Annotated in this window: 26 protein-coding genes and 1 riboswitch; of the genes, 6 read left to right on the top strand and 20 right to left on the bottom strand. The window is 46.1% G+C overall.

Translation table 11 applies throughout. The annotated features are described in order from the left end of the window. A complete protein-coding gene (locus tag ACKA06_RS01085; protein ID WP_411158863.1) occupies positions 1-1257 on the bottom strand; it encodes a transcriptional regulator in 1257 nt (418 codons plus the stop codon). 87 nt (positions 1258-1344) lie between these two features. On the opposite strand from ACKA06_RS01085, the gene ACKA06_RS01080 reads away from it, so the two are divergent. After that, the gene (locus ACKA06_RS01080; protein WP_411158862.1) at positions 1345-2454 is read left to right on the top strand and encodes a mandelate racemase/muconate lactonizing enzyme family protein; all 1110 of its coding nucleotides are present in this window, start codon (positions 1345-1347) and stop codon (positions 2452-2454) included. Positions 2455-2467: 13 nt separating this feature from the next. Beyond that, positions 2468-3169 (top strand): GNAT family N-acetyltransferase, encoded by a 702-nt coding sequence (locus ACKA06_RS01075; protein ID WP_411158861.1) that lies wholly within the window; start codon positions 2468-2470, stop codon positions 3167-3169. A 98-nt stretch (positions 3170-3267) separates the two neighbouring features. On the opposite strand, the gene ACKA06_RS01070 is transcribed toward ACKA06_RS01075, so the two are convergent. The 12 genes from ACKA06_RS01070 to ACKA06_RS01015 all read right to left on the bottom strand — a co-directional run bounded on the left by ACKA06_RS01070 (position 3268) and on the right by ACKA06_RS01015 (position 16759). Continuing rightward, a complete protein-coding gene (locus tag ACKA06_RS01070) occupies positions 3268-4290 on the bottom strand; it encodes an STAS domain-containing protein (protein ID WP_411158860.1) in 1023 nt (340 codons plus the stop codon). Between the two features lie 169 nt (positions 4291-4459). After that, positions 4460-5104 carry a class F sortase gene (locus ACKA06_RS01065; protein WP_411158859.1) on the bottom strand — a complete coding sequence of 215 codons (645 nt, stop codon included), beginning with the start codon at positions 5102-5104 and terminating at the stop codon, positions 4460-4462. Positions 5105-5214: 110 nt separating this feature from the next. Next, a complete protein-coding gene (locus tag ACKA06_RS01060) occupies positions 5215-6561 on the bottom strand; it encodes a copper amine oxidase (RefSeq protein ID WP_411158858.1) in 1347 nt (448 codons plus the stop codon). Positions 6562-6885: 324 nt separating this feature from the next. After that, positions 6886-7584: an anti-sigma factor gene (locus tag ACKA06_RS01055; RefSeq protein WP_411158857.1), complete on the bottom strand. Its 699-nt coding sequence runs from the start codon at positions 7582-7584 to the stop codon at positions 6886-6888. After that, positions 7581-8153 (bottom strand): RNA polymerase sigma factor, encoded by a 573-nt coding sequence (locus tag ACKA06_RS01050; RefSeq protein ID WP_411158856.1) that lies wholly within the window; start codon positions 8151-8153, stop codon positions 7581-7583. Before ACKA06_RS01050 ends, ACKA06_RS01055 begins: the two co-directional genes overlap by 4 nt. 478 nt (positions 8154-8631) lie before the next feature. Next, entirely contained in the window at positions 8632-9636 is a 1005-nt protein-coding gene (gene mreBH, locus ACKA06_RS01045) for a rod-share determining protein MreBH (protein ID WP_058298978.1), read from the bottom strand. Positions 9637-10078: 442 nt separating this feature from the next. Next, positions 10079-11737, bottom strand: coding sequence for a methyl-accepting chemotaxis protein (locus ACKA06_RS01040; protein ID WP_058298977.1), 1659 nt, complete (start codon positions 11735-11737; stop codon positions 10079-10081). 24 nt (positions 11738-11761) lie between these two features. Continuing rightward, entirely contained in the window at positions 11762-12736 is a 975-nt protein-coding gene (locus ACKA06_RS01035) for a BMP family lipoprotein (protein WP_411158855.1), read from the bottom strand. A gap of 162 nt (positions 12737-12898) precedes the next feature. Further along, positions 12899-13402, bottom strand: a complete 504-nt coding sequence (locus tag ACKA06_RS01030) for an acyl-CoA thioesterase (protein WP_032085621.1) — start codon at positions 13400-13402, stop codon at positions 12899-12901. A gap of 129 nt (positions 13403-13531) precedes the next feature. Then, entirely contained in the window at positions 13532-14725 is a 1194-nt protein-coding gene (locus ACKA06_RS01025) for a NupC/NupG family nucleoside CNT transporter (RefSeq protein WP_411158854.1), read from the bottom strand. Positions 14726-14853: 128 nt separating this feature from the next. Beyond that, positions 14854-14955, bottom strand: a riboswitch (purine riboswitch). 187 nt (positions 14956-15142) lie between these two features. Continuing rightward, positions 15143-15271 carry a YflJ family protein gene (locus ACKA06_RS01020; protein WP_064563362.1) on the bottom strand — a complete coding sequence of 43 codons (129 nt, stop codon included), beginning with the start codon at positions 15269-15271 and terminating at the stop codon, positions 15143-15145. 198 nt (positions 15272-15469) lie between these two features. Continuing rightward, positions 15470-16759 carry an MDR family MFS transporter gene (locus ACKA06_RS01015; RefSeq protein ID WP_032085623.1) on the bottom strand — a complete coding sequence of 430 codons (1290 nt, stop codon included), beginning with the start codon at positions 16757-16759 and terminating at the stop codon, positions 15470-15472. 162 nt (positions 16760-16921) lie between these two features. Between ACKA06_RS01015 and ACKA06_RS01010 the strand changes: the two genes are divergently transcribed. Further along, entirely contained in the window at positions 16922-17503 is a 582-nt protein-coding gene (locus ACKA06_RS01010; RefSeq protein ID WP_058298973.1) for a DUF6944 family repetitive protein, read from the top strand. Positions 17504-17584: 81 nt separating this feature from the next. On the opposite strand, the gene ACKA06_RS01005 is transcribed toward ACKA06_RS01010, so the two are convergent. Next, positions 17585-18817 (bottom strand): aminopeptidase, encoded by a 1233-nt coding sequence (locus ACKA06_RS01005; protein ID WP_064567763.1) that lies wholly within the window; start codon positions 18815-18817, stop codon positions 17585-17587. Positions 18818-19038: 221 nt separating this feature from the next. On the opposite strand from ACKA06_RS01005, the gene ACKA06_RS01000 reads away from it, so the two are divergent. Continuing rightward, complete coding sequence (locus ACKA06_RS01000; RefSeq protein WP_411158853.1) at positions 19039-19431, top strand: hypothetical protein; 393 nt, start codon at positions 19039-19041, stop codon at positions 19429-19431. Positions 19432-19710: 279 nt separating this feature from the next. Here the strand turns inward: ACKA06_RS01000 and ACKA06_RS00995 are convergent, their stop codons facing one another. Then, entirely contained in the window at positions 19711-20163 is a 453-nt protein-coding gene (locus tag ACKA06_RS00995; protein ID WP_032085627.1) for an RrF2 family transcriptional regulator, read from the bottom strand. Between the two features lie 175 nt (positions 20164-20338). Between ACKA06_RS00995 and hmpA the strand changes: the two genes are divergently transcribed. Then, a complete protein-coding gene (gene hmpA / locus ACKA06_RS00990) occupies positions 20339-21571 on the top strand; it encodes an NO-inducible flavohemoprotein (RefSeq protein WP_411158852.1) in 1233 nt (410 codons plus the stop codon). 46 nt (positions 21572-21617) lie between these two features. Here hmpA and ACKA06_RS00985 read toward each other — a convergent pair whose 3' ends face one another. After that, positions 21618-21785 carry a hypothetical protein gene (locus ACKA06_RS00985; protein ID WP_169792814.1) on the bottom strand — a complete coding sequence of 56 codons (168 nt, stop codon included), beginning with the start codon at positions 21783-21785 and terminating at the stop codon, positions 21618-21620. Between the two features lie 253 nt (positions 21786-22038). Here ACKA06_RS00985 and ACKA06_RS00980 point away from each other — a divergent pair, with 253 nt between their 5' ends. Further along, positions 22039-22413 (top strand): DnaJ family domain-containing protein, encoded by a 375-nt coding sequence (locus tag ACKA06_RS00980; RefSeq protein WP_411158851.1) that lies wholly within the window; start codon positions 22039-22041, stop codon positions 22411-22413. A 46-nt stretch (positions 22414-22459) separates the two neighbouring features. On the opposite strand, the gene ACKA06_RS00975 is transcribed toward ACKA06_RS00980, so the two are convergent. The 4 genes from ACKA06_RS00975 to ACKA06_RS00960 all read right to left on the bottom strand — a co-directional run bounded on the left by ACKA06_RS00975 (position 22460) and on the right by ACKA06_RS00960 (position 25857). Further along, positions 22460-23056 carry a hypothetical protein gene (locus tag ACKA06_RS00975; protein ID WP_197670070.1) on the bottom strand — a complete coding sequence of 199 codons (597 nt, stop codon included), beginning with the start codon at positions 23054-23056 and terminating at the stop codon, positions 22460-22462. Further along, positions 23043-24083, bottom strand: coding sequence for a hypothetical protein (locus ACKA06_RS00970; RefSeq protein ID WP_058298967.1), 1041 nt, complete (start codon positions 24081-24083; stop codon positions 23043-23045). Before ACKA06_RS00970 ends, ACKA06_RS00975 begins: the two co-directional genes overlap by 14 nt. Next, positions 24083-24997, bottom strand: a complete 915-nt coding sequence (locus ACKA06_RS00965) for an ABC transporter permease subunit (RefSeq protein WP_032085632.1) — start codon at positions 24995-24997, stop codon at positions 24083-24085. Before ACKA06_RS00965 ends, ACKA06_RS00970 begins: the two co-directional genes overlap by 1 nt. A gap of 668 nt (positions 24998-25665) precedes the next feature. Beyond that, positions 25666-25857 carry a hypothetical protein gene (locus ACKA06_RS00960; RefSeq protein WP_032085633.1) on the bottom strand — a complete coding sequence of 64 codons (192 nt, stop codon included), beginning with the start codon at positions 25855-25857 and terminating at the stop codon, positions 25666-25668. Positions 25858-25960 lie beyond the last annotated feature (103 nt).

Genomic DNA, 25960 nt, shown 5'->3' with positions numbered 1-25960 from the left:
TCAGTACATGGGAAAGGACAGCTCATATACAGCACGGGGCCGCCCCTGAGCATAGGTCATTTCCTCTCCTGTGATTCTGGCAGATCCGTTGTCGACCAGCTTCTTTAAGATCCGTTCCGCAGACCGCCTGGAGATTTGCATATAATCGGAGAGTTCAGCGGCGGTAAAATCCCGGAATGTACGATGCTTATAGAATTGCATGATCTTAGAGAGGTTTGCAGGACTCAATTTTAATTGCTTGGCAAGTGACAGCATGTCTGGATGATTATATTTCAGCTGCTGTTTCTTGTTTTTATCAGGATAAGGACCTGAAAGTTCTTTGTCCTCATTCACGATAAAAGCACAGCTCTCAGTATCATACTTCGATGCAAATGAAAGGGCGGTCTCTGCATTCTCCTCAGCCTGAGCAGCCGTGTGTCCATACCCAAAACCGGCCAGGACGGGCTGATTAACCTGGAAGAAGGAATGGAATTCGGCAGTTTCCAGGAGGTTTTCAATGCTTCCCCTGTTGCTGAAGACGGTATAGGCGGAATCACCGTCCTTTTTTTGAAGGGTGCCTTCCATCAGATGAACGAGTTTTTGAAGACCGCTGTTTTTTTCCTGAACAATAAGACGCACCGCGGCAATCGTGGATGCTTTTCTTTTAGAAAGAAGGGCTTGAGAACGGGCTTCATTGATTGTCCGCATCAATGATTTAGCAGGATCGATCATCCTCATGCATGGGATATTCAGTTGGACGAGTCTGTCATAAACACTGTGGATGCTCGTTAAGGCAAATCTGGTTTTTCCCTCTTGGAATAAACGCTGGTGAAAGGTGGCATACTCGTTGATGCTGAAGTTGTGAGGAAGGCTGCTTTTATAATCCATCACGTATTGGGGAGGGTTCTGAAGGTGCAGGTCTGTCATGATGTGATCGACAAAGGCAGTGTCCATCAAATCGATGGATACGTGTTCAGGTTTGATTTCATGATGCTGAAGGATATGGAACAGCGATGTGATGAGAGCCGTCTCATCCTGTTCAAGATACAGGACGGGGACCGTTAACTCTTTGCATGCTTCTTTTGTAAAAAAATATGGCAGTGCCCCGGAAAATAAAACGGCATCACAAGGCACGATTGTTGAAATCAGCTTCTCTGCTTCCTGCGGCTCGGAGTATATGTAGGGGATCAGGTCGATTCCGTTCAGGCGGGGGGCGATGGAAGCCTGGACGTGTTCAGTGAAATCCCTGGAGCCGATCAAGGCGATTTTCGTATTCATGAGGATCTCCTTTCCATATTAACGACTATATAACGACATTATATCAATCTTACAAGACATTTGTCAGATACAAAGGAGTGTTTTAGGATGATCATTAAAAAAATTAATCTTTACGCCATCCGGCTGCCACTGAAACAGCCATTCATCATCAGCTATCATACATATGATGATATGCCTTCCATCATCCTTGAGATGGAAACGGATGAAGGCATCATCGGATACGGGGAAGCGGTAGCGGACGAGCATGTAACGGGGGAAACGTGGGAAAGCACATATCAGCTATTGAAGCATACTCTGGCCCCTAAGCTGATCGATATGAGTCCTTTTAACATTGAAAAGATTCATGAGATGATGGACCTGACCGTTTATCAATGCCCGGCAGCAAAGGCAGCGGTTGATATCGCCTGTTATGATGTTCTTGGGAAAAAAGTGAAGCAGCCCGTCTATCAGCTGCTCGGAGGACGGTATCATGAAGAATTCCAGCTGACCCATGTCCTGAGCATAACAGAACCTGACCGGATGGCAGAAGAAGCGGCCAGGATGATCGGGGAAGGATTTCAGTCATTTAAGATGAAAGTCGGGACTGAAATCGGAATGGATATCGAACGAATCAAAAAAGTGCGTGAGCGGATCGGTATGGAAGTTCCGATAAGGGTGGACGTGAACCAGGGGTGGAAGAACAGCAGCCAAACGTTGAGGGCCCTGCACCACCTTAAGGAATTGAACATCGACTGGCTGGAGCAGCCCGTTTCTGCGGACGATGTGGATGGGATGGTCCGGATCAAATCGATGACGGATATTCCGCTCATGATCGATGAAGGCCTTAAAGGCATACGTGAAATGCGTGAAATCATTGCAAAACAGGCTGCGGATAAAGTGAATATCAAGCTAATGAAAAGCGGGGGCATCTATCCTGCAGTCAAGCTCGCACATATGGCGGAAATGGCAGGGATGGAATGCCAGGTCGGCTCGATGGTCGAGTCATCGATCGCGTCGGCTGCAGGTTATCATGTTGCCTTTTCAAAAAAGGTCATCACTAGTGTAGAATTGACGGGACCGATTAAATTCTCAAAGGATGTCGGCGATCTGAAATATGATGTCCCTTACATCCGTCTGACGGAAAAGGCTGGTCTCGGCGTGGAAGTGGACAAAGGGATCCTTGAAGAATTGACCGGGTTTAAAAGTTTCATAGAGTAAGGAGCATGAATACATGGAGTATCTATTTCAAGGTTTTCTTGAGAAGAACAAAGAATCCTATACTGTTCGGCTGCTGAATAAAGAGGATATTGATCAGCTTCAGGAACTGCAGGAACTGGTAGTGTCTGAGCTGCGGAAGAAATCGACTTTACAGCCGCTCACGTACGAAGAGCTGGAATATATTTTGGATGGGAACGGCCTGATGATCGGTGCTTTTACAGAGTATGGATTGATCGCATTCCGCGCGTTATTGATCCCGCCGATCGATGAAGAACATCTTGGACTGGATGCGGGACTGCCCGAAGAAGAACTGGAGAATGTGATTTATCAGGAAATCTCAACTGTGCACCCTGAGTACAGGGGGAACCGGTTGCAGCAGACCCTTGCCCACTTGATCATGGAAGAGCTGGGGAATCTGCAACGGGGCTTTGCTTATGCTGCCTGCACGGTCGCTCCATTCAACATTCCCAGTATGAAAGATAAATTCAGACAGGGGATGGAAATCGCTGCCCTTAAGATTAAGTATGCCGGCCAGCTGCGCTATATTTTCATCAAGCGGTTGGACGGCAGGGGTACAAGAGGGGAAATTTGCGAGCTTGAGAGAGTACCCATGGAGGATACAGCAGGGCAGCAGGCATTACTTGGTGAAGGATGGCGCGGTATTTCGATGGAGGAAGAGAAAGGCGGGTACGTGGTGGTGTACGTGAAAAGGTAACATTAAATTGGCCCCGGGGATTTAGAGGGGAAGCACGATTCCATCCTTTTATAAAATCAGCAAAAAAGCCGGGTCAAAGTGAGCCCGGCTTTTCTTGTCTACGATTTTTTTTGTGTGATTTCCAGGCCCTGCTGCTCCAGTGCGTACTTGATTCCCTGCTGTAAGATGGTGAAACAAGGGATGCTTGCCACTGTATGTCCGGACTGAACGATCTTCATACTGAGTTCAGCCGATATTCCAACGAGGAGACATTTGGTTCCCAGCAGGCTGGCAGATCCAACAAACTTACGGATGAAGTCAAGCGTGTAGTCGTCGAACCCCGACAGGCTGGTCAGGTCGAGCACTAAAAAGTGTGCATTATAATGAGGGAGATTCAGCAAAGTCCGGTTCAACAGTTCCTCTGCTCTCAATTCATCATATGGCCCGACTAACGGGACGACCAGGATCGAGTCCATCACCGGGATGATCGGAGAGGAAATTTCTTTGATGATATCGGACAGCACCTGGGTCCGCTGTTCCGTAAGCTGCTCCAATTCCGCGCGAACCTTTCTTGTCTGTTCATCGAATAAACTTTGAACATTCAGGGTCGGTGTGATATCAGAAGGGAAAAACTCATACTGACTGTATTCGTCGCCCCCTATCTGGCTTTTTTCAACTCTGTACCATACATTTGCATTGAATAATCCGGAAAATACCCCCGCCCAGTGTCCGGGGAGGAATTTCCCCTCACCGGTCTTTTTCTGGGCAAGTTTGACTTTGTGCTCCCAGCCATTTTTGACGGTGATCACGGCTTTCCTTTCTTTAATAGAGTAGTAGACGACATCAGTGATTCCCCATCCGGCTGTCACATATGTATTGGGAAGCTTTGTCAAGATTTCATCCGTATTTCCGATCGTGTCCATATAAAATTGACTCACAATCTTTCCAGTTCTGTATCCGGCTGTTTCAAGGACGAGTTCTGATTCCTTTTCCCCTGCGATTTCTTCAATCGAATCAAACAGCGTTTTAAAAGCTGTATTCACCCAGAACATAACGACTTCATCATTCTCAAAATGGAAGTCTCCATTCTCCAGATTCCAGTCAAATATCGATCCGTTGACATTCACATCATACGTTGTCATAACAGCAGCCTCCATAAAACAAATATGTTGATAGTTACCTATACCCTAAAAAAGGGGCTGTAAAATTTCTTTATCTAAAATTAATTATACGGACATCTATTGAAAGAGCAAATCGGCAGTCTCTGCTGGTAATGTCCAATAAAAAAACCCGGCCGGGAGGGGGCGGGTTTCACGTTTTCAATTCTGTATAGATGACCAGCCGCTTACTGTAGTTCCTTGCTGAACGGTCGAAGTCGCCGGTGCAGGTGATCAGGTTCAATGAGCTTCTGTGCGTATATCCGAAAATGGTTTTCAGCGGGGCGTCATCCCACGGATATTCTTTTTTACCAGTGACGACAAAGGTCCTTGTGTCACCAGACTTGCTTGTGACTTTGACCTCATCGCCTTCTGTAAGCTTATCCAATTCATAAAAAACGGCGGGGCCGTTCCTGCTGTCGACATGGCCGCCGATGACGGCATTGCCGGGTTCACCCGGTTTGTAGCCCTTGTCAAACCACCCTGTCGTATCGAAACTTTCGGTGACAGCCATCTCCCCATTTTCCTTCAGACCGACGGATTCAATATCGGCTTTCAGGCCGATTGCCGGTATTTCAAGAGAGGAGGGAATAATTCCCGTTCTTTCGTCCTTGATGATCGATTCGGCGTAAGGGGAAGAGGTGGTGGTTGTACTGGCCATGGTCTGCTGTGTTGTTTCCATCTGCATGGCGGGTTTTTCAGCCGGTTCCACGTTTGAGGTCGCGCCCATTTCTGAACTGCAAGCAGAAATAGTCATTAGTACAAGCACAAGGAAGGCAGTCCTCATAGTATAAAACATGTGAAGCCACTCCTTTCATCTTCACAAAAGAGGGACAGACCTTGCAGGGGGCTGTCCCTTTTGCTTTGTTATGATTTTGTTATTGTGCCGCTGGGATATTCAATCACGGATTATTTATTTGCTGCGAATTTCTTCAGTGCAAGTACAGATCCGCCTGCGATCGCCATCAGTGCAGCAAGCAGGTATTCAAGCGGGATTTCTTCTGCATCAGCCGTACCGCCCATTCCGGTATTCGGCATCTGGGAAGGCATGTCCTGGGCGAATTTGTCAGGATATTGATCGACAATCGCGGAAGAAAGTCCCTTTGCAGGATTCAGCATATGCTCATAAGCCATGCGGATATCCTCGAAAGATTTTTCATATTCTCCTGCAGCGTAGCTGTCGAATGCACCGATTAACTGATCCACGTGCATCTGCAGACCTTCAGCCAATGCATCTGATTTCAAACGTCCGTCAGTCGCCGTTTCAAGGAATTGGGAGAAGTCTGCGCGGTAATTATCAAGTTTCTGAAGGGCTTCTTTTTTCGCTGCTTCATCTTCAGCACCCGTTGCTTTTACATAATCAACAAAGAATCCAATATGGTTGGACCACATTTCCTTGAACTGATTTCCAGCTTCTTCACCATATACAGAAGCAATCGCTGCGGATAAGTCTTCAGTATTGGCATTCAGTGCATTGACGGAAGCTTCGAAGTCCTCTGAACCGTCGATTCCGTTTTGCATCGCCATTGTGGCAAGAGCGGCATGTTCTGTCAGCAAGTGGTTAAGTGTTGCCCTTAAATCGGCTGCCGGTGTTACGGCCATCATGTTCTCGAATTTATCAGGGTATTGATCGGTGATGGCACTGGATAACCCTTTTGCGACCATATGCATATGATTGATGGCTTCGCGCTCGTATTCGTAAGCTTTTTCATAATCTCCTGCCACATAACTGTCAAACGCCCCGATCAGCTGATTCACGTGCATCTGCAGACCTTCTGCCAGGCCGTCTGATTCCAGGCGTTCGCCGGTGGCTGTTTCAAGGAATTTAGAGAAATCAGCGCGATAACTATCCAGCTTCTTCAGGGCTTCGTCTTTTGCTGCCTGGTCGTTTGCGCCGGTCGCTTTTACATAATCGACGAAGAAACCGATGTGGTTGGACCACATTTCATTGAACTGATTCCCGGCTTCTTCACCGTACACGGAAGTGATGGCAGCCGTTAAATCTTCCGTGTTGGCATTCAAGGCATTTGCCGCCGCGTCAAAGTCTTCGGAGCCTTCAGCGCCCCTTCTCATGGCTTCTACTGCCAGGTATGCGTGCTCACTCAAGTAATGCTGCAGTGTCGTTCTTAAATCTGAAGCAGGTGTAACTGCCATCGGTGAGTGATCTTCACCATTGTGTGCAGATACTGTTCCTGCCGCCGGGATCAACAATGACATGCTCAGTGGTACTGCCAAATAACTTTTTTTGAATTTCATAGGGTAATCTCTCCTTTTGTTTTGTTATTTTCATAGAGCTAACGAGAGAAGTTTAGGGTTGGATCACTTTTTTTGAAAAAAAGTTTTATCATTGTTTAAAGGGCTAAAAGCAGAGGTTTGAAAAAAGAAAAGCACCTGTATGCTCATGTAGCTTCTCAAAACAAGTTTCTGTATATCGAATGGGTCTTCTGTCGTATACGTGTTTTTACCGCCGGGAATAACGTCCTAAACTTTTAAGAGCACATCGGCTGCAGTTTATGTAATGAATAAAAAACTCAGGCAGCAAGGTACCTGAGTTTTTTTGAAGACTGAATTCAATTGTATTTATATTTCAGAGGCGAGAACGATATCCCCCTCCGGAAGCTGACTGTTTGCATCAGGTTCCAGGGTGATGGCGACGGTATCCCAGTCTTCCCTTGCGAATTCTTCAGTCATCTTAAAGATGACTGATCCTTTTCCGTCCTGTCCGGTCACAAATGTACCTGCGCGCTGAGGCTTTTCATCTTTGATGAGCCACACCTGGTACACTTCTTCATTCGTTAGGTCTTTCAGCTGAGAAGCCTGCACGACAAGGCTTGATTGTTCACCCTGCTTGATGATACTTGCTGTACCTTTTGCGTTTCCTGTAACCGCAGCGAGTTCGACATATTGGGTAACCTGATCGATTACGGCCTGTTCCTCGATTTCCTTCTTCATTTGAACCTGCGTGAACAGATAGGCGTTGCCAAGTAACGACAGGGCGAGCACAGCTGCTGCAGAAGGGAAGAGCCAGCGTCTCTGCGGCTTTTCTTTTCTGAAAAGAGTAACGTTTTCTTTTATATTGGCAAAAACCCGCTCTTCCAATCCTTTCGGAGGGTCGATGGGCTCGGATGCATAGGGGAGGAACTCATTCAGCTGGTACAGCTCGCTTAAGGCTTCCCGGCATTCTGAACAGTTCTCCAGATGCTTCTCGAACACGTCTTTGTCAGACTCATTCAAGTGCTGGTTGTAATAATCGAGTAAATGATCACAGTGGCGAGTCATTCCATTTGCCCTCCTTTCCCTTTTAGACAGCTGTGCAGATGTTTCAGTGCCAGCCGTATTCTTCCTTTAACTGTACCGAGCGGCGTATCGGTGCTCCTCGAAATCGTCTGCTGCGTCAATCCCTTGAAATAAAATAAATGGACGATCCGCTGCTGATCTTCTTTCAGCGTACGGATGCAGTCCCGTATCGCATTTCCTTTTTCCTTCCATTCCACGATATCCGCAGGTGTCTCATTGCTCACCTGAACGTTGAGGGAATCGTACTCCATATACTCGACCGCCTCATGCTTTTTGCGTTTGCGCAGTGCGTCGAGGCAAGTGTTCCGGGTCATCGTCAGCAGCCACGAGGAAAACTTCCCCTTCGAGCTTTGGTAGGGGGCATGTTCCTTCCAAATCTTCAGGAAGACCTCCTGAATGACTTCTTCCGCAATCTCCCGGTCGGCAGTCATTTTATACGTAAATGAATAAATCAATTTTTCATATTTTCGGTATAGCTGCCTGAGAGCAGCCGAATCCCGATCCTCGACCACTTTCCTGTATAAATCAATATCCTTGATTTCTTGTGGCATAATACGCTCCTTAAACATGACATAAGTAAATTAAGGATACTAAAATAACCCTATTAACTCAATTAACAATAACTTGCTTCTATATAGCTAACGGAAAAAAGAAGGATTTGGATCATTTTATGTTTGAAATTGTTTTTGGGAGGGTAAAATAGGGGTTTGAATTTGGGGATAGTGGTTTGGCGGGGTGCGGGGAGTTGAGGGGAGGGCATGGAGTATAGGTTTTCCAACAATTTTTTGGATTTACCGACAAAAATTAGAATTTACCGACGAAAATGGGCGGATACCAACAATTTTCAGCGTTTACCAACAAAAATACAGCGAATACCGACAATTCTTCAAGAAACGACAAATTTCGCAACCGATTCAACAGCCGCACCGGGGCATGCAGAAAACACCAAACGGCCCCACCCAAACATCCAACACAAAAAAACGGCCCCCCGATCCACCGGGAGTCCGTCCGTTTAACTGCAAAGTGCCATTATCTTACCTTCTGAAGCTTATGAATCACTGTAAGTGAACGTCCTGTACCGATGGCCACGGATTCCAATGGATTCGGTGCAAGGTGGACAGGGACGACGATTTCATGGCTGAGCCAGTCCTGAAGTCCGTTTAAGAGTGAGCCTCCGCCTGTCAGGATTACTCCGCGGTCCACGATGTCCCCGCTCAGTTCAGGAGGGCAGTTCTCAAGTGTCGCTCGGATCGTTTCCAGGATGTGAAGGAGTGATTCCTTCAGTGCACTCTGGATTTCGTAGGACGTTAGTGAGATTGTCTTCGGAAGTCCGGTCACAAGGTCGCGTCCCCGGATTTCCATTGTACGTTCTTCGTGATCGATCAGCGCATGGCCGACTTCGATCTTGATGTTTTCCGCCGTTCTTTCCCCGATCAGCAGGTTGTAGCGTTTACGTACGTGCTGGATGATGTCTTCGTCCATTTGGTCCCCGCCGATGCGGATCGTGTTGCAGGATACCACGCCTCCGTAAGAGATGATGGCTACTTCAGTCGTTCCTCCGCCGATGTCTACGATTACGTTCGCGACAGGCTCATCAACCGGAAGGTCAGCACCGATCGCAGCTGCAACAGGCTCCTCGATAAGAGTGACTGTTTTTGCACCGCTTCCGCGCACAGCATCCTGGATCGCCCTGCGTTCAACACTTGTTGCGCCTGATGGAGTACATACGACAACATTTGGCTTGCGGATGGAGAATCCAAGTTTTTTACTCGCTTTTTTCATCACTTGCTTAAGCATTTCAGTCGTAACATCAAAGTCAGCGATGACGCCGTCCTTCAACGGGCGAACTGCTACGATTTTACCAGGTGTCTTCCCGATCATACTTTTGGCTTCTACGCCGACAGCTAATACGTTTTTAGTTTCTGTGTCGATGGCGACTACAGAAGGTTCGTTTAAAATGATTCCTTTATTTTTACTATAAACTAGAATATTTGCGGTTCCTAAATCGATCCCGATTTCAGAGTTTGATAACATCAAAATTCCTCCAACTATAAGAATTCTACACAGTATAACCTTCTATATAGTATAGGAGATTTTTGGCGTTTTTGTAGGTGGAGATATTTACCACCGACACAATGTTACAAAGTATGACATAGATTGTTTTGACTGAAAGGTCTGTACATAGCCTTTTTAAATACCTAGGTATGTATTTTGAGCAGCGGGTCACCCGGCCTCTCGTTAAATAAATTTAAACGTCCTGTAACAATGCGGCGGGTGCAATTACGACTAGTAGGAAGGTGATACCGGGGGTGAATAGGTAATATAATGAAAAAATCATTGTGGCTTGAGTAAATTAGTATCAGATATTAGAAGGATCAGAGTGGGGATAAAGCTCTGTATGTTGCATTTCATTAATAGCAGACAGTTAATAAGTAAGAGACCGGACCCGGGCCCGGTCTCTTTTTGAAGAGATTCTTTATAATGTGAATTTATCCAGTTCCTGTTTCATCTTAACAGTCATTGCGTTCAACTCGGAGACCTGCTGGTTCATCTGATCGAAGTAGCGGAGCTGTTCTTCTGCAGATGAGTAGATTTCTTCGGTGCCGGCTGCTGTTTCTTCAGTGATCGCAGAGATGTTTTCCACGGCTGAAATGACATTGACCGTACGCTCATTGGAAGCCGACATGCCTTGTTCCAGGTCGTTTAATTTTTCATAGATTGCAGTGACATTGCCTGCTATTTCTTCAAAAGCACTTTCGGTGACGGTCATCGACTCCATTTGCCGGCTGGAAAGGCTGCTCCCTTTCCGGGAAGCTTCCATGATTGAATGGATGCCTTCTTTGATGCTTGCGACCATGTTTCCGATCCTTTCAGTTGCGACCGAAGAATCTTCGGCGAGCTTGCGAACTTCCTGGGCTACCACGGCGAAACCTTTTCCAGCGTCCCCTGCACGTGCAGCTTCAATTGCTGCGTTAAGGGCAAGGAGGTTGGTCTGTTCAGCGATCTCTCTTACAGATTGCGAAGCCTGTTCGATTTCTCCGGTATACTTTGCGAAAGCCTCTACTGATTGTTCAATCGATGCGGAAGAATCCGTGATGGATTCTGCAAATTCTTTTTGCTTGGAAAGCGATGTCCTTCCGTGTTCCACGGATTGGAGAGCCACTTTGCTGTTGGCTGAAGATTCCCGGCTCCCGCGCATATTGGCCGCGAATTCTTCTCCCATCACGGCCATAAGTGATGCAGTTGACTGTACATCCTCTGAAATCGCCTGGCTTCCTTTGGCCAGCTCTTCTGTTGCGACGGCGACTCCGCTGCTGCTTTCTGAAAGATTGGCCATTTGCGCTTTAACATCCCTTGTGAATTGTTCAACGCCCGTGCCGATTTCATTGACGGTCTGAACCGTACTGCGCAGGTTTTTCACCATATGCTGAAAGGCTGATTGAAGTTTATGGACTTCAAACTTACTGTCGTTCTTTTGGCTTTCCTCAAACGAAACTGTCAAATCCCCGCTTGCGATCCTTTCTGCATTTTGAACCATCGAGTTCAATGGTTTTACAATCCGGTTTGACAGGATCATCGACGCACCGACTGATAAGAGGATGGCGGTCAAGAAGCCGATAAGGGTAGCCCATACAATGAATGTGATATTTTCCTCATTCTCTTTCAATAAGTTTTGATACCAGTCGGATGTCTGCTTATTTAAAAGATGCATATCATTAAGGGCCCCGGAGATTCGGAGGGACTGCCGCTTAACTTCCGCTTTGTTCCCATCTTTCAGTGCTTTTTCAGAAGCTTCCTGCAGCTCATTGAACTTTGTTTGGACAAGGTCCAAGGACTCCTGCTGGTCCTTAACTGAGAGGATGCTTTGAAGATCGTCAATCTGTGAAGAGGTTTCCTTCAAAATAGTTTCCGCCATCAGTTTATTTTCAGCAGATGTGTTGGCAGAATAATTGGCGAGAGCCTGCTTAGTAACGATAAGGTCACCGCGAAGCTTTTCCGTTTCTACGAGGACCTTTACGTCTTCATTTGCCGAACTTTGAAGGAAAAACAATTTAGAAATGACGTATCCTATAATGATGGTTGAAAGAATGAGGGGGATGAACCCCAATATCATTAATCGTTTTTTCAGTGCCATGTAAAATAAACTCCTTAGTTGGGATTAGTTCGTTTCGATACTGACTTCTCCTGAAATAATCTTGTCAGTCGCCTCTTTGATCTTTTTGCTTTCCTCGTCTGTCAATTCCGTGATACGGACAGGGGCCAGACCGACCCCATCTTCTTTTAAGCCGAGTTCAAATGAAGACTCCGAAATACTGCCTTCAGATACTAATTGCTGAGTGAGGTTGAATACAGCGTTATCGATCTTTTTCAGCATGGACGTCACCACAGATTTTTCCGCAATGAAGTATTGATCGGAGTCGACACCTCCGGAATAAATCCCTGCCTTCTGTGCAGCCTGAATCGAGCCGACCCCGGTAAACCCGGCAGCAGGGTAAATGAAGTCCGCTCCCTGCTCTATCTGTTTTTCAGCAATGCTGCTTCCAAGGGCTGCATCCCCAAAGTTGTTGGCATTGTCCTTTAAAATGGTGATCGATGGGTTCACATATTTCGCACCCTGCTCAAAGCCCTTTTCAAAACGGTGGATAACCGGGGCATCCGCACCGCCGATGAACCCCAGTTTATTCGATTTCGATTTCATCGCCGCCACCATCCCGACAAGAAAACTGCCTTCCTGCTCTTTAAATGTAATCGTGATATTATCCAGCTCCGAAGATCCATCGATCAGCAAGAACTGCTGTTTCGGATGTTCCTTCGCCACCTTCTCCAGCGCTTCCTGGATGGAGAAGCCAAGCCCGATCACCAAATCGTGATCCTGGGCCACAAGTTCCTCCAGTGCTTCCTCAAAATTCCCATCCGGTGCTTCCCGGTAATCAAACAGGATTCCGAGTTCGTCCCTGGCCCGTTCGAGTCCGCGGAACGCGGAATCGTTGAACGATCCATCGCCGAGACCGGTGTCAGAGAGCAGAATCCCGATCGTTTGTATATTTTCATCCGGTTTTTCCTCTGATGAAGCTGACGAGCAGCCCGCTGCAGAAAGCATCATCACCAGTAATATCAATATGAATTTTTTCAAAACAGTACCTCCGTATAGTTGTAAGAATAAGACATTGTACTTGTCCGTACCTTTGTATTATCGGAGAGAGGAGAAGGAATGTTAGGGGTAGGGGAAATGTGGGAGTATTTAGAAAAATCCCGCAACAAAAAAAGATGCCCAATATGGGCACCTCTGCAAAAACTAATAGGCATTCCTGAAAAATTCAGCCAGCTCCTGGCTGTGCTTTTTACGTGCTTTCCGGTGTTCTGCACGGTTCTTCGCCGTTTCGTTAAGCCATTTTTCTTCTTCCGTTTCCGGTACGACCTCCGGGATCACGACCGGCTTGCCGTCCTCAAGGGCAACAAACGTTAAGAAGGAAATGGCTGCTACGTTTGTTTCGCCTGTCAGCAGCACTTCCGATGTGACTTTGACTCCGACCTCCATCGAACTGCGGCCGGTGTAGGTCACCATCGCTTCAAGTGTAACGGCATCCCCGACTTTTATCGGTTGAAGAAAGTCGACCGAGTCTGTGGATGCAGTGACGACCGGCTTGCGTGCATGGCGCGTGGCAGCGATGGACGCCACATCGTCTATATAGGCCATCAGTTTCCCTCCGAACAAGGTACCGTGATGGTTGGTGTCCGGCGGAAGCACATGGGTGGTTTTGCTTGTTTTCGTTTCTTTCATGAATTTTTTCTCTCTCATCATCTTTCACCTTCCGTCCAAGAAATAAATGTACACTACCTTTTACTATTCACCAAAGACGCAGAATAGAAACCTGATAGGCGAATTTTTTTAAGAAAGCGGCCGATAAAGAGCCCCAAGGTGAAAAAATCAGATGAACATACTGACAATGATCGCTGTGATGAAACTAGCCAGTGTTCCTGCAGCAATCGCTTTTAAGCTCAGTTTTGACACGGTCGGACGCTGGGAAGGTTCCAGGGACCCAAGTCCGACGATCAATTGACCGATAGATGAAAGATTTGCAAAGTTACACAGGGCCACGGACAAGATTGCGACCGTTTTTGGCGATAATTCATCAATCATGCCTGAAAGCTGATCGTACGCAACGAATTCATTGACGGAAAGCTTTGTCCCGATGATGGATGCAGCGCGGAATGCTTCATCCGCCGGAACTCCCACCAATAACGCGATTGGATAGAAGATATAACCGAATATCGTGGAAAGGTCCGTATGGACGAGACCGAGTACCCCGTTCACAAGGGCAAGGATCCCGATAAAGGCAATCAGCAGCCCTCCGATATTGATGGCAAGCTGAACACCGCTGATCGCGCCTTCGGAAATGGCTTCAAAAATGTTGGTGTGACCGGTTTTTCCGAGCGAGATGTTTCCGTTTGTATTTGATTCCTCGGTTTCAGGCTCCATGACCTTGGCCATGACGAGCGAGACGAGCGGTACACTGAAGACAGATAGAAGCAGATACTTCATATCGATCCCCATCAGTGAATAACCGATCAGAATCGCTCCGCTGGCAGAAGCGGTCCCGCCGACCATGACGGCGAACAGCTCCGAACGCGTCAATTTTGCCAGATAAGGCTTGACCAGAAGCGGTGCCTCGACCAGTCCAAGGAATGAATTCCCAATGGCATTGAACGATTCGACCTTCGTCGTGCCAAGGATTTTCCCCAGGACGATGCCGATATACTTTACAAAAAACGGGATGATGCGTAAATAGTACAAGGCAGATATGACGGCGGAAATGAAAATGATGGCCCCGAGCACATTGATGGCAAATACAAATGTGATGTTGCTGCCTTTTTCAAAAAAGCCGCCGAATACAAACATGATTCCTTCATTACTGTAATCGATGACCTTCTGGACACCAAGTGCCGTCTTTTTCAGCAGGGTCTGCCCGAACGGAACTTTCAGGACGAAAAGCACAAGAAGGAATTCAAGGGCAATGCCGATTCCGATCGTCTTCCATTTGATTGCCGAGCGGTTGCCGCTCCAAAGCCAGCCGAGGAAGAGGACCCCGGCGAGTGATAAGAAACCGAGTAGTATATCCATTATAATACCTCCAGTGAATGAAATGACGAACCCCTATAGATCTGATGTCAGACCTCATGGAAGAATAAAAAAACGTGCACACAGACAATCTTCTATACTATAAGAAAGTCTGCATACACGTAAAAAAGCTGTGATCCAACTTTCCTTATAGTCCGGCATTTTACGGCTGCCAGGTAGAGACTTATGGTCCATATCACCATAGATATATAAGGAATTCGTATGAAATGATTAAAATATGTTGTCTACTGTAACACAGCCTGGAATACCGCAACAATGTTTTTTTCAAAAGTAAATGCTTACATGACAATAGTCTTTTTATTCTACTAAATTAAGAAAATTCCCACGCAAACCAAAAAGGGACGGGCCTCCATTCCTGTGACCAGGTCATAGGAATGAAGGCCCGTCCCTCATTTTCTATTATTTTGTACGTTCTAGTAAGTTAGCCAGAACGTGCTTTTTGTAAGATTCAACTTTGCGTTCCTCGTGGCGGCGAACGCCTGCTTTTTTAAGTTCTTCCACGTACCAGCCTTTGCTTCCTCTATGCATCTGAAACATCCTTTCTGCGTAGTATTGATTGGAATCTCCGACTAACTCGGGTCGAGAGTTACATTAAGATTGCTTACGGTTGTACATTGTAACATCTGAGTTTTTACGTTTAAAGGGGTGGGAAGGAATTTTTCGGATTCGGGCTTTTCTGAAAATTTCTAAAAAAAAAAGGAATAATCCACTGGGGATCATTCCTTTTTATTGGACAGCCTTCTTTAATTGGATTTCTTCCTTTTCGAAACGTTCAAACATGATGTAGAACAAGCCTGCGCTGATCAATGCTAGCAGCGATAAGATGATGAATGTCCAGTTATACCCGGCATAGAGCGAGAGGGTGATCGACAGCGGTGCAATCGTCCTTGCGATCGTAAAACGCAGGCTTGCCGCCGCAAAATACTGTCCTCTCATGTGATCCGGTGCAAGCTTCGAGACAAAGCTCTGCTGGATGCCTGCGGTCATAAGTTCTGCGAACGTGAATACGGCCATCGCGGCGATGAAGAACCATACGGAGCTCGACAGCCCGAACATAAGGATCGATCCTGCATAAATAACGGATGACAGGATGAACACATTCCGCTCGCGGAACTTGGTGATCCAGCGCGTGATGACAACAGTCAATAGCGCTACGAAGAATCCATTTTCCGAAAGGATAAGTCCGAAGATCTGCTCGCTCACCAGCGTCAGGGACCAGTCGCCGATGCTGAATAGCACAGCCTTATCCATTACATCTTTGATATAAACAGGTATAAGCAGGTCGAGCTGCATGAATGTCTGCCCGACAAGGATCCCTGCAAGAATGAATAATAAGAACGTTTTATCTTTGAAAATAACCCCGTAATCCCTGAATTGATCGGTCATCACGCTGTACCAGGCTTTCTTTTTGCCCTCAGTCACAAGCAGCTTGCTTCGATCCCCGGGTGCGGTTTCACGGGTCATTTTATATAAAAGAAAAGACAGTCCCATACAAATGATGGCTGCAGCCACAAGGAGCTCGAATCTATAGTGCACATAGAAAATACCGCCTAAGATCGGTCCGACGACCACAGCTATATTGATGGACGTATAAAACACTGCAAACACGTGGCTCCTGTCTTTCTCATCGACCACATCGGCAACCATCGCCTGACTTGCAGGCCAGTAAAATGAACCGAATACCCCCACTAAGCTGAAACAAATGAATCCAATCATTGCGGAATCAAGCCAAGGCGAGCTTGCCAGGCCAAATATCAGAAAGGCAAATCCCTGTCCGAAGGCGGAGATCACCATCATCGTCTTCCGTCCGAAACGGTCCGCGCAATAACCTCCCATCAGGTTGGCTGCCACCGCAAACACTTGAGAAAGGACCAACAATAATCCTGCAGTCTGTTTACCGAATGCTTCCGTAAAATAAATCGTCAGGAACGGAAAAAACATCCAGAATGTGATGTTGATCGCTGCTTCCCCAAACAGCCGCACTTTCAGATTGCGGTCCCAATCGCGAATTCTCATCTATTTCTCCTCCCCTTTGAAAACTCTTGATGAACTAGAATATCATAGCTCGGGAAATGAAATAAGACAAGATAGATTTACTGGAATTTACAAATTTCAAGACGTATCTTCATAATACTGAATACACTATTGTATCTTTATAGTGCGGGAGGGGGAGCAGTCATGACGGGTGAAGAGATTATCCTTAGCGGAGCATGGACACAAGTGGCTGGCACAGTGATTGCTGCTGTCGGGGAGACCCTTCTTGTAAAGGATTCGGGAGCAGGCTCCCCGGGTTACAGGTTCGTCTCGATTGGCAACGGCTTTGAGGCATCGGGGAATTCCCTTCAGGGAGTGGGATCCCTTCAGTTGTTTGACGGTTCTGAGGCGGAATGGCTCAGGATCATAGGAGAATGGGTGCAGGCTTCGGGTAATGCCACAAACGTAGTGGCAGCTGAACTTCAATTCTCCGGTGAAGAAACAGAAGGGTTGAAACTTGATGTGGTCGGGGACTCAATCCAGGCGACGGGCCTTGGCTTCGAGGCGTACGGTGCAGGCTTAAGTCAGCTGAGATACAAAGACCTGCTGGCTGCAGGGAATACTGTTCAAGCTCTTGGAGCCATCATTGAAGGAGTTGGGGAAAATTTTATCCTGAAGGGGAAAAGAGAGTTGGGTCTTCAAATAACGGCATTCGGCAGCTATGGACAGGTTGCGGGTGCCACAATGGCAGCGATTGCCCTGACAAAAGAGTTCGGAGGTCTATGAGTTGCAGGATTCTTCTTTTATATATTAAAAAACCGGAAATGGAGCCGCAGCCCATTCCCGGTTTTTCAATCACGGATGAAATTAGAACGCCCAGCCGCCGTCACGAAAGACAGGTTCTTCCGTACCGTCTTCTTTGATTCCATCAATGTTCATCTTGTCTGAACCGATCATGAAATCAACGTGGGTGATACTGTTGTTCAATCCGTTTTCATCAAGTTCTTCCTGACTCATTTTCTTTCCGCCTTCGATACAGAATGCATAGGCATTTCCGATGGCAAGGTGGTTTGAAGCGTTCTCGTCAAACAACGTGTTGTAGAAAAGGACGTTTGATTGGGAAATCGGTGATTTATGAGGAACCAGCGCGATTTCTCCAAGGTAGTGCGAGCCTTCATCCGTGTCTACAAGGCGCTTCAGGATTTCTTCGCCTTCTTCGGCTTTTACGTCGACGATACGGCCGTTTTCGAATGTGATGGTGAAATTGTCGATCACGTTCCCGCCGTAGCTTAATGGCTTCGTGCTTGAAACCGTACCGTTGACTCCTGTTTTCAATGGGACAGTGAAGACTTCTTCTGTCGGCATATTCGCCATGAACTCGACACCCTGCTCATTCACACTTCCTGCACCTACCCAAAGGTGACCTTTCGGAAGCTCGATTGTCAGGTCTGTACCCGGAGCAGTGTAGTGAAGCTTTTGGTAGTTTTTATCGTTCAGGTATTCCACTTTTTCATGAAGTGTTGCATCATGGTCCTTCCAAGCCTGAACTGGATCTGCCTGATCAGCGCGGACGGCTTTGAAGATGGCATCCCATAATAAGTCCACTTGCTCCTCTTCGGAAGCATCCGGGAATACTTTTGCAGCCCAGTCTTTAGAAGGAGCGGCAAGTACACACCAGCTTACTTTATCGGATTGGATGAACTGACGGTATTTGGACATCGCTTTACCGGCAACCTTCTGGAAGTTGGAGATGCGGTCAGGGTCAACACCCTTCAGAAGGTCCGGGCTTGAGGAGACGATGCTCATGAACGCAGCGCCGCCTTCTGCGAGCTCTTCGACTTCACGTGCTTTCCACTGAGGGAACTCCTGGAATGCCTCATCTGGTGCTAGATCATACTTAGTACGATTCACAACATCGTCATTCCAATTCACATAAACATGCTTTGCGCCCACTTCATAGGCTTTTTTGACTACAAGGCGGACAAACTCTGCCGCATCAATGGAGGTGTTGATCACCAACGTTTGACCCTTTTGCACGTTCACACCGACTTGAACGGCAAGATCTGCGTACTTTTCAAGGTTTTGCTGAAAGTTAGACATATGTATTCTCCTTTTTTTCAGAATGTTCTATTACAATTCAATTGTATCAGTGCCATCAAGGTTTGCAAGTGTTTTCAACCGACATAAATAGAGGGGCCCCCCTTTATCGGAGAAAAGGGAATATGAACGTTCTTTAACAATGCGCGCATTTTGTCGACATGCCTGAAGACCCGCGGATATAATAATCTTATATCTTTAGTGAAATGAAGGGGGAAACCTGGTTGGCCTGGAATGTACTTTTATTAAGAATGTCCGCGGTGTATGCATTAATCGGCGCCTTCATGGGGTCGCATATGGCAGGGGCGGGATCCTATGCCTTTAAACCTATCCATGCTCATATCCTGGTTGTCGGATGGCTGAGTCTTTTTGCCTTTTCTTCGTATTATCGTTCTTACGAGGTTCCTAAGACATCAAAACTTGCAGCCTTTCACGTATGGACCGCAATCATCGGCACGTTCGGATTGACGTCCGGAATGTGGCTCTATAATCTTAATCCGTTCAATCTTCCTGGTACGTTTACGATGGTCTTTTATATTGTCGGCGGAACCACACTGCTTGTGAGCTTTTTCCTATTCATGCAGATGACATTCAAATATGCGGAAAGCAAAAAGTAAGCGGAGTGCCTGTTTCCAGTTTGGGGACAGGTTTTTTTGATGGGATTCTAGTTGGTGTGTGTGGGGCGGGTTATTGTACCAGGTACAGAGTTGTTGGTTTGTACCTGGTAGAAAAGTGTCGAATTGTGCCTGGTAAAGAAACGGCGGTTTGTGCTGGTACAGAAGAGGTGTTTTGTTCCAGGCACAAAAAGACCAAATTGTGCCTGGCACCCCGGCCATAAAGAGCGCCGGAAGAACCTAAAATAAGAAGCCTCTCACAACTATGAGAGGCTTCCACCATTACTGTTCGGTTTCAGGGTGCTGCTGTTGAAAAAGCAGGCGGTAATCCATCGGATTGGTTACGAGGTCGGCAAGTGTATATCCGTCAAGCACAGTCAGATAAGCGTTCAGGGCTTTGGCGAGGACATGCTTGAGGCCGCATACGGGAGTGATGACGCAGCTGTTGTTTTTACCGAAGCATTCGACCAGTTCGAAGTCTTCTTCTGTTTTCCGTACGAGCTTCCCGATGTTGATGTCAGCGGGCTCCTTGGCGAGCTTGATGCCGCCGTAACGGCCGCGGATGGTCTCGATGACCCCCATTTTGCCCAGTTCATAGGTAACTTTCATCAGGTGATTCTTCGATATCTGATAAGAGTCTGCGATTTCTTTTATAGTAGAGAGTTCGGATTTAGGCTTGGACGCCAGATAGATCAGGACTCTCAGTGAATAGTCAGTGTATAGTGTCAATTTCATTTGAATTCACCCTTTTCCTTCCCATGTACCTATTATACTAACCGGAAACGATTGTGTCTAAATAATGTATGCAATTGTGTCTAATCTGTTAAAGAAGTATTTATAATATTGCTTTGAAGCTGTTATGGGTGTAAGTTAAAGATGTATTAAAAATATTTCTTTAGAGGTGAATGAAATGTTATCTCAAAAAACAATTGATATCGTGAAATCGACAGCTCCAGTTCTAGAAGTGAAAGGGACAGAAATTACTTCTGTATTCTATAAAAATATGTTTGCCAGCCACCCGGAATTGCTGGACATTTTCAACCATGCCAACCAAAAGAAAGGAAGACAGCAGACTGCCCTCGCCAATACGGTGTATGCAGCTGCCAAGCATATCGATCAGCTGGAAGCATTGCTGCCTGCAGTGAAACAGATCGCTCATAAGCACAGAAGCCTTGGGATCAAGCCTGAACACTATCCGATTGTTGGGGAGCACTTGCTCGGTGCCATCAAAGAAGTGCTTGGCGATGCAGCCACTGATGAAATCATCGGGGCATGGGCTGACGCTTACGGTGTGATTGCAGGAGTCTTCATCGATGTGGAAGAGCAGATGTACGTGGAAGCAGAAAGCAAGGAAGCGGGCTTCCGTGACTTCAAACCATTCGTCGTTGCCAAGAAAGTGAAAGAGAGCGATGTAATCACTTCTTTCTACCTGAAGCCGCAGGATGGGGAGAAAGTACCTGCGTTCAATCCAGGTCAGTACATTTCAGTGCGTGTGACGATTCCAGGCCAAAAGAATACCCATATCCGTCAATACAGCCTATCCGGTGCATATAAAGAAGAGTATTTCCGTATCTCTGTGAAAAAAGAAGAGGAAGTGGATCCAAACGGAATTGTTTCTGTATTTCTTCATGAGAAAGTTCAGGAAGGAAGCGTCGTCGAAGTGAGCGCCCCTGCAGGAGACTTCTTCTTGAATCAAGAAAATAAAGAAGGCAAGGTTGCACTCATCTCAGGTGGTGTGGGTATTACACCTATGATGAGCATGCTTGAAACCATTGCCGAAGAAACACCTCAACGTCCTGCAGCATTCATCCATGCAAGCAAAAATGAAGGCGTGCAGGCATTCAGAAAAGATATCGATGGGCTTATGGATAAACTTGAAAACGGAGAAGCCTGCTACATCCTTGAGAATCCGTCCAACGTTTCTCTCTGCCACTTCTCAGGCTATGTGAATAAAGAAATCCTCTCCACCTATGTTGACAGCGAGACGGAATGCTATGTGTGCGGACCGGCACCATTCATGAAAGCCGTGATCATGACACTGAAAGAAATCGGTCTTCCTGAAGACAAAATCAACTTTGAGTTCTTTGGTCCTGCGATGGATCTGTCAACGGTTGATGAGAAGGAAAAAGTAAAAGCACAATAGGTGAAAAAGAAGGCATCAGGAGCAATTTCCTGATGCCTGTTTCATATTACAAACGGTGTTCGTCGTTATCGACCCTGTTCTTGAAAGCCTCCTGGGTGACAATCAATTCTTCGTCACCAGGTGGTTTTTCTGTGTGTCTTTCTGTTGTGCTATTATTAGGGAAATTGCCTGGATGTCCTTTTTTCTTTGCTTCGAATGATTTTCCGCGTGCCATAAAGAAACACTCCTTTCAGATGTCTTAAGATAGTTTTTCCATGAGACATGAAATTATGTAGGAGGCGGAAGCTGGAAAACAGGCGATTGCATCCAGACTGAACGCTCAGTCGGAGGTTGTTGCTATTTCGTCAAAAATCATACCGGTCAAATGCAGAATTTCGTATACACTAATAGTAACAAGCGGCCAGCCGCACTTCTTTTGGATAATGAGCCAGTCCCGCTGAGATCTTTACAGGAAGCGAGGGATTCATATGGATTTTTCAATGATTGTTTCAGAACAAAGGATTAAGATGGCCCAGGAGGACGGGGAGTTTGAAAATCTTCCGGGATACGGGAAACCACAGAATCTGGACGATGATTTATCGATACCGCCCGCTCTCAGGATGGCACACAGGATCATGAAGAATGCCGGTTATTCGACAGAGGAAATGGATATGAAGAAAGAAATGGTGAGGATCGAGGATTTGATCCGGGTCTGTGAAGATGAGACGGAAAAAGGAGAACTGCAGAAGAGCCTCAACGAAAAGATGATAAGATACAACTCGATGCTCTCGAAAAAAAGAGTGAAGACGAACAGCTCCATTTTCAAGAATTATGAGCAGAAAATTGAAAAGAAACTTCTTTAACAAGCAGACCCCCGTTCATGTGTGAACGGGGGTTTTTTCTGATGGACTATTTGATTGGTTTGGGTTTTGTCTGGAACATTGTCTCACACAATCCCCATGCGATATCGTTTCCGTTCGGATCGGTTATGCTCACGATTGGAACAACACGGGATACCACCGTCACATTATCCACTTTGGTCATACCGACTATGAGCTTCATGTTCTCTCCGTTAATACCGTAGATTTCCTGTATTTTCAAAGGCTGCAGAGCCGGGTTGAATAGGACTTCCAATAAATAACGTTTGGAAGGATCCTTCCTGGGAAGAGTGATTGAATAGTTTCCGTCCTTATCCACTTTCCCGGTGCCTTCAGCAGTGATTTCCGCACTTGCCTCCGCCTGCCAATGGATGATGGCTCCGTATTTGCTGGAAAGGTCGCCGTATTCCTTGATACTTGCATAAATCACGGAATTTTTAGGGAGATTGCTCTTTCCTTCGATGATGAGCTCATTTGACTTCAGGTTCACTTTCCCGTCAAGTTTCACAAGTTTACCTGTATTCTGCTTGGTTTTTACTTCCGGTGCGGCATCCCATTCGATTCTGCAGCCCGCCAGGAGGAGGGTGCTCATGATTAAAAGGATGAAGGCCAGCTTAAATGGATTCATGATGATTTTCCCTCCTGTTTTCACGGCCGGCAAGGACAAACAAATTATCGGCAGACGAAGGGGGAATCTCAGGTTTAACCACAATCTTTTTCGGTTTCCTCAAAGACTTTCCTTCAATAAATACTTCCTTTATAACCGAGTTGATTTCATTCACACAAAAAATCGCTGCCGCAAAGAAGGCAAGGGGAGCCAGAAGCAGCCAGGGATAGAGATGGACCTGATAGATATTGATGCTCATGGTGGCAGCCCAGTCATTGATGAAGGAGAAATATTCCGGCCTATGTTCAAGCAGTCCGAATTCCACCATTCTCAGGCCGCCCAGACAGATATGCAGGATGCCGAGTTGAATGAGTAAATAGAGAGTCTGTGCCAGTTGTTCGGAAAACATCACGATTGCATGGCGGCTGAATTGGGAGCGCAGGTGTCTCTTGATAATAAAAAACCTGCCGGCTCCGATCTGCCTTGAAACTGAAATAAAATCATTTTTAAGAAATTCTCTCATTTCCTCCCCGATGTACATACCGAGTGAAGGGATGACAATGAGAGAAATCACGATGACTTGAATAACAAGAAACTTCATGGAATAAAGAGAACCTGTCTCAAATGCTCTCTGAAGGGGAGCCAATAATACAAAGGCGATAATGGCAAGCGGGATGAAATTGAACGTATCCCCGAGGCCTTTGCAAACCTGCCTCACCCAGCCAGGAAGAAATGCGTAAGTCAATCCGAACAAAAAGCCTCCGGCCATTCGGATCAAGGCAATCGCAGTTGCGGCGAGGAGAGTGTATTTAGCACCTTCAATCAGCACAAAAAAGACGTTTCGCCCTAACTTATCACTCCCCATCGGCCCCATTTCAGAAGGGGTATAGGGAGGAGAAGCGAGTAATTTGCCAGTCTCTTCATCCTTTAGATAAGAAGGTCCCTGTTCAAAAAGATGTGGATGGGTGCTGGGCAGGACGAAGCTCACGGCGATCAGTAACAACAGGAGCCCGATCGGTATCCATAATCGTAATAAGCGGATGCTCATCAGGCCTGCACCTCCTCATGCGGCAGCCATTTTTTTAACAAGAGCCCGCCCAGGCTGAACACCACGAAAAATGGGATGTAAATCATCAGCATGCCCAGAAAGAAAGCACTCGGGTTCCTCTGGGATACGTCAAGCAGGACATTCATAAAACCATTGATGTTGAAAAGGATTTCGATGATCAATAGATTGGACAGCATCAAAAGAAAAATCGGTTTGATATGAAAATAAAAATGGATCCACACATTCCTGAACAAATGCACCCATATCGTATACGCCCTGGAAAATCCCTTGGAGAAAGAATATTCCACATAAGGCTTTTCCTCTTCTTCCCTGAGTTGGAAGAGAAAATGTTTCGTGAGAAAAGCAATCGGCATGATTGCCAGGCAAATAATCGGAACCAGGTAGACTTTTTCATCGCCCAATGTATAGATGTCAATCAAAAGAATATCTGTCTTTTTGAAAAACCAGATCACAAAGAACTGAATGAAGACGATGATCAAAACATCCGGAAGCGAATCAAAAATGTCCATGATCTTCAAACATACTTTATACACTTTTTTTGGCAGGAACATGAAACAATAACTGAGAAGTGCAGAAATGGCGGCCGCTGCCAGGAATGCAAGAAATAAAAGTAGAAAAGAGTATCCGAACAATTGAAAAAATATGGGATATATAGGGTATGTCTTATAGTCCGGCTCTGCACTCGCTTTCAGATCGGAGCTGATTTCAACGATGAGTGAAGAAGGATGCAATAATTGACTGATGGTTTCGGATAAGGTATGAAAGTATTTCCCCATCATGACTACCAGTTCAATGTCGTATGAGAGCAGGACCCCGGCACCGCTGAAAAGAAATAAACCGGCACATGTCAGTAAAAATTGTGCAGGCAGCGTGAAGTATCGAATTTGTTTCATTTGGACCCCCTTGAATCGTTGTCTATGAATAGATTATAATTCTATATGTCAAAAATTACAAAATATTTATAAAATTATTACAAATTTGAGTGAGTTTTCTATATTTTTGAATAAGAAATATTTCCACTGTCTGGTTAGGCTGATTTTACATATTTTTTAGAAACATTTTTCAAAGATGACTGATATAAGCTGCCGTATCCATAAAAAAACGAGGTTCGGACACAACTGAAAAATTGCCATATAAAGATGAACAATATCAGTATAGGCTCTTTATATCGCTAACGATTTCCGTGCAAGACTACGCTTTCCGCGGGTAGCCCGTGAGCCTCCTCGGCAAGCCTGCGGGAAGAAAAGCGGAGGGGCTTTGAAAAGAGGCGGTTGGCATAAGGCGAATCGACCACGAAGGCGTTCTTTGCCTTCTTGGTCGAATTGACTTATGACATGTGCCTCTAAGCCCCGTAGCTAGACAAGTCTCACATAAGCTACTCTTCCCGCAGGAGTCTTCGTCTTGCACTCCAATCAACCGCTAGAAAAGACTAAAATCTAAGTGTATTATTAACAAATTAAAAACCCGAACTAATTTGCCTCATTGTGTGCAAATTAATGCGGGTTTTACTCAGACAAAACACTTTTGTTCCAGTCTCGTTATGTTTTCTTACCATATTATTTTACTTCTCTCCCTGTTCCCCTTCAGGCTTGAATAGGAAGTAAGAGATGATACCCGATAATAATGTACCGCCGAGTACGATCAGGGTCCTGGTGCCTGCAGGGACCTCTGTATATGCTTTGCCCAGATAAGAGTTGGCAACGAGGAACACGACGAGCATGATCGGGATCGTGAAGATGAGTCTTTTTTTCAAAAATGCCACATCCTTTATTTCTGCTGACTTAAGTTTATCATAATTTTTGCAGGGATAAATCTACAAACCGATGAACTTTCCCCACAAAAAAGACAGGCCATTT

The organism is Rossellomorea oryzaecorticis (assembly GCF_045897515.1).
GTDB lineage: Bacteria > Bacillota > Bacilli > Bacillales > Bacillaceae_B > Rossellomorea > Rossellomorea enclensis.
Note: the sequence above shows the minus strand (reverse complement) of the source record. Positions and strands in the feature narration are given on the sequence as shown.

Coding starts and splice junctions, on each gene's coding strand:
- ACKA06_RS01065 (WP_411158859.1), bottom strand. CDS start 5,104: ATGTTTTATACTATGAGGACTGCCTTCCTTGTGCTTGTACTAATGACT.
- ACKA06_RS01080 (WP_411158862.1), top strand. CDS start 1,345: ATGATCATTAAAAAAATTAATCTTTACGCCATCCGGCTGCCACTGAAA.
- ACKA06_RS01040 (WP_058298977.1), bottom strand. CDS start 11,737: ATGGCACTGAAAAAACGATTAATGATATTGGGGTTCATCCCCCTCATT.
- ACKA06_RS01020 (WP_064563362.1), bottom strand. CDS start 15,271: ATGCATAGAGGAAGCAAAGGCTGGTACGTGGAAGAACTTAAAAAAGCA.
- ACKA06_RS01015 (WP_032085623.1), bottom strand. CDS start 16,759: ATGAGAATTCGCGATTGGGACCGCAATCTGAAAGTGCGGCTGTTTGGG.
- mreBH (WP_058298978.1), bottom strand. CDS start 9,636: ATGTTATCAAACTCTGAAATCGGGATCGATTTAGGAACCGCAAATATT.
- ACKA06_RS01050 (WP_411158856.1), bottom strand. CDS start 8,153: ATGCCACAAGAAATCAAGGATATTGATTTATACAGGAAAGTGGTCGAG.
- ACKA06_RS00970 (WP_058298967.1), bottom strand. CDS start 24,083: ATGAGCATCCGCTTATTACGATTATGGATACCGATCGGGCTCCTGTTG.
- ACKA06_RS00995 (WP_032085627.1), bottom strand. CDS start 20,163: ATGAAATTGACACTATACACTGACTATTCACTGAGAGTCCTGATCTAT.
- ACKA06_RS00965 (WP_032085632.1), bottom strand. CDS start 24,997: ATGAAACAAATTCGATACTTCACGCTGCCTGCACAATTTTTACTGACA.
- ACKA06_RS01070 (WP_411158860.1), bottom strand. CDS start 4,290: ATGACAACGTATGATGTGAATGTCAACGGATCGATATTTGACTGGAAT.
- ACKA06_RS01030 (WP_032085621.1), bottom strand. CDS start 13,402: ATGAGAGAGAAAAAATTCATGAAAGAAACGAAAACAAGCAAAACCACC.
- ACKA06_RS01060 (WP_411158858.1), bottom strand. CDS start 6,561: ATGAAATTCAAAAAAAGTTATTTGGCAGTACCACTGAGCATGTCATTG.
- hmpA (WP_411158852.1), top strand. CDS start 20,339: ATGTTATCTCAAAAAACAATTGATATCGTGAAATCGACAGCTCCAGTT.
- ACKA06_RS01055 (WP_411158857.1), bottom strand. CDS start 7,584: ATGACTCGCCACTGTGATCATTTACTCGATTATTACAACCAGCACTTG.
- ACKA06_RS01005 (WP_064567763.1), bottom strand. CDS start 18,817: ATGTCTAACTTTCAGCAAAACCTTGAAAAGTACGCAGATCTTGCCGTT.
- ACKA06_RS01075 (WP_411158861.1), top strand. CDS start 2,468: ATGGAGTATCTATTTCAAGGTTTTCTTGAGAAGAACAAAGAATCCTAT.
- ACKA06_RS01025 (WP_411158854.1), bottom strand. CDS start 14,725: ATGGATATACTACTCGGTTTCTTATCACTCGCCGGGGTCCTCTTCCTC.
- ACKA06_RS00975 (WP_197670070.1), bottom strand. CDS start 23,056: ATGAATCCATTTAAGCTGGCCTTCATCCTTTTAATCATGAGCACCCTC.
- ACKA06_RS01010 (WP_058298973.1), top strand. CDS start 16,922: ATGACGGGTGAAGAGATTATCCTTAGCGGAGCATGGACACAAGTGGCT.
- ACKA06_RS00985 (WP_169792814.1), bottom strand. CDS start 21,785: ATGGCACGCGGAAAATCATTCGAAGCAAAGAAAAAAGGACATCCAGGC.
- ACKA06_RS01085 (WP_411158863.1), bottom strand. CDS start 1,257: ATGAATACGAAAATCGCCTTGATCGGCTCCAGGGATTTCACTGAACAC.
- ACKA06_RS00980 (WP_411158851.1), top strand. CDS start 22,039: ATGGATTTTTCAATGATTGTTTCAGAACAAAGGATTAAGATGGCCCAG.